Annotated in this window: 1 rRNA gene; it reads right to left on the reverse strand. The window is 53.4% G+C overall.

Features of this window, described 5'->3' with window-relative positions:
• Window positions 1–16 precede the first annotated feature (16 nt).
• A 23S ribosomal RNA gene (locus HED64_RS19565) occupies window positions 17–3,148 on the reverse strand.
• Window positions 3,149–3,398: the final 250 nt, after the last annotated feature.

Consider the following 3,398-nt stretch of genomic DNA (forward strand, 5'->3'; position numbering starts at 1 on the left):
TGATGCGTGGTGTTTGTGGTTTAAGTTGTCGGCCTATTAGTACAGGTCAGCTTCACGAGTCTTTAGTCCTCGCTTCCACATCCTGCCTATCAACCCAGTGGTCTGGCTGGGGGCCTCTCACACTCAAAAGTGTATGGAAATCTCATCTCGAAGTGGGCTTCCCGCTTAGATGCTTTCAGCGGTTATCCCTTCCGAACGTAGCTAATCAGCGGTGCACTTGGCAGTACAACTGACACACCAGAGGTTCGTCCGTCCCGGTCCTCTCGTACTAAGGACAGCTCTTCTCAAATTTCCTGCGCGCGCAGCGGATAGGGACCGAACTGTCTCACGACGTTCTAAACCCAGCTCGCGTACCGCTTTAATGGGCGAACAGCCCAACCCTTGGGACCTACTCCAGCCCCAGGATGCGACGAGCCGACATCGAGGTGCCAAACCATGCCGTCGATATGGACTCTTGGGCAAGATCAGCCTGTTATCCCCGAGGTACCTTTTATCCGTTGAGCGACGGCCGTTCCACAACGTGCCGCCGGATCACTAGTCCCGACTTTCGTCCCTGCTCGAGCTGTCGCTCTCACAGTCAAGCTCCCTTGTGCACTTACACTCGACACCTGATTGCCAACCAGGCTGAGGGAACCTTTGGGCGCCTCCGTTACTCTTTAGGAGGCAACCGCCCCAGTTAAACTACCCATCAGGCACTGTCCCTGACCCAGATCATGGGCCGAAGTTAGGTGACCGGTACAGCCAGAGTGGTATTTCAACGATGACTCCACCCGAACTAGCGTCCGAGCTTCACAGTCTCCCACCTATCCTACACAAGCTGCACCGAACACCAATACCAAACTATAGTAAAGGTCTCGGGGTCTTTCCGTCCTGCTGCGCGTAACGAGCATCTTTACTCGTAGTGCAATTTCGCCGAGTTCATGGTTGAGACAGCGGGGAAGTCGTTACTCCATTCGTGCAGGTCGGAACTTACCCGACAAGGAATTTCGCTACCTTAGGATGGTTATAGTTACCACCGCCGTTTACTGGGGCTTAAATTCTCAGCTTCGCTCCAAAGAGCTAACCGGTCCTCTTAACCTTCCAGCACCGGGCAGGAGTCAGTCCGTATACATCGTCTTGCGACTTCGCACGGACCTGTGTTTTTAGTAAACAGTCGCTTCCCCCTGGTCTCTGCGGCCCACACCCGCTCCAGAACGCTAGGTTCTTTCACGAGGCAGGCCCCCCTTCTCCCGAAGTTACGGGGGCATTTTGCCGAGTTCCTTAACCATGATTCTCTCGATCGCCTTAGTATTCTCTACCTGATCACCTGTGTCGGTTTGGGGTACGGGCGGCTAAAACCTCGCGTCGATGCTTTTCTTGGCAGCATAGGATCACCGAATCACCCCCCAAAAGGGGCGCCTATCAGGTCTCAGACTTATATGAATCGCGGATTTGCCTACGACTCGTCCTACACCCTTGGACCAGGTCAATTCCATTGCCTGGCTCGGCTACCTTCCTGCGTCACACCTGTTAATACGCTTACCTCCCTGGCTCGGGTCCCACGCCGCACACCCAACAACATTCCCGAAGGAACATCAAAGAGTCTTTGGGGTGGTTAGCATTACCAGTTCAATATGGACGGTTTTTCGCCGGTACGGGAATATCAACCCGTTGTCCATCGACTACGCCTGTCGGCCTCGCCTTAGGTCCCGACTTACCCAGGGCAGATTAGCTTGACCCTGGAACCCTTGATCATTCGGCGGACGGGTTTCTCACCCGTCATTCGCTACTCATGCCTGCATTCTCACTCGTGTGGGCTCCACCGCTGGTTTACACCGCGACTTCACTGCCCACACGACGCTCCCCTACCCATCCATACGGCTGGACCACGAAGGCCTACCAAAATATATGAATGACGCAACTTCGGCGGTGTGCTTGAGCCCCGCTACATTGTCGGCGCGGAATCACTTGACCAGTGAGCTATTACGCACTCTTTCAAGGGTGGCTGCTTCTAAGCCAACCTCCTGGTTGTCTTCGCAACTCCACATCCTTTTCCACTTAGCACACGCTTAGGGGCCTTAGTTGGCGTTCTGGGCTGTTTCCCTCTCGACTATGAAGCTTATCCCCCACAGTCTCACTGCTGCGCTCTCACTTATCGGCATTCGGAGTTTGGCTGACGTCAGTAACCTTGTAGGGCCCATTAGCCATCCAGTAGCTCTACCTCCGATAAGAAACACGCAACGCTGCACCTAAATGCATTTCGGGGAGAACCAGCTATCACGAAGTTTGATTGGCCTTTCACCCCTACCCACAGCTCATCCCCTCCATTTTCAACTGAAGTGGGTTCGGTCCTCCACGCGCTCTTACACGCGCTTCAACCTGGCCATGGGTAGATCACTTCGCTTCGGGTCTAGATCACGCCACTAACTCGCCCTATTCAGACTCGCTTTCGCTACGGCTTCCCCACACGGGTTAACCTCGCGACGTAACACTAACTCGCAGGCTCATTCTTCAAAAGGCACGCTGTCACCCCAACAAGGAGGCTCCAACGGATTGTAAGCGCACGGTTTCAGGTACTATTTCACTCCCCTCCCGGGGTACTTTTCACCATTCCCTCACGGTACTTATCCGCTATCGGTCATTGGGTAGTATTTAGGCTTACCAGGTGGTCCTGGCAGATTCAAACGGGATTTCTCGGGCCCCGTCCTACTTGGGATACTTCCACAAAGCGGCGGAACGCATTAGCACTACGGGACTCTCACCCTCTACGGTCCGGCATTCAAACCGATTCGCCTATACGCCCGCACCTCACTTCACCAGTCCGGCAGAACTGATACGGAAAGTCCCACAACCCCGACCATGCAACGCCCGCCGGCTATCACACATGGCTCGGTTTAGCCCCATCCGCGTTCGCTCGCCACTACTAACGGAATCACTATTGTTTTCTCTTCCTGAGGGTACTGAGATGTTTCACTTCCCCTCGTTCCCTCCACGTAGCCTATGTGTTCAGCTACGGGTCATACGGCATAACACCGTACGGGGTTTCCCCATTCGGAAATCCTGGTATCAACGTCCGGTTATCGACTCCTCCAGGCTTATCGCAGATTCCCACGTCCTTCTTCGGCTCCCAATGCCAAGGCATCCACCGTGCGCCCTTAAAAACTTGACCACAAACATGATCAAAATAATTACAAGCGCTAAAACATTACAATCGAAAGAATCAAGAAAACACACAACCCCGAAGAGTTGTGTGCACCAAGATTCATTATCATAAGAAATTGCTTTGCAAAACAAACAAACCAACCAACAACCCTCAAAAAAGGTCACCGATCAATCCTGTTTCACAAGATGCTCGCGTCCACTATACAGTTCCCAAACAACAACCCCATCACACCCACCACCAACACCACACACCCAAA

Source organism: Paeniglutamicibacter terrestris, assembly GCF_012271785.1.
In the GTDB taxonomy this organism is placed as follows: Bacteria; Actinomycetota; Actinomycetes; order Actinomycetales; family Micrococcaceae; genus Paeniglutamicibacter; species Paeniglutamicibacter terrestris.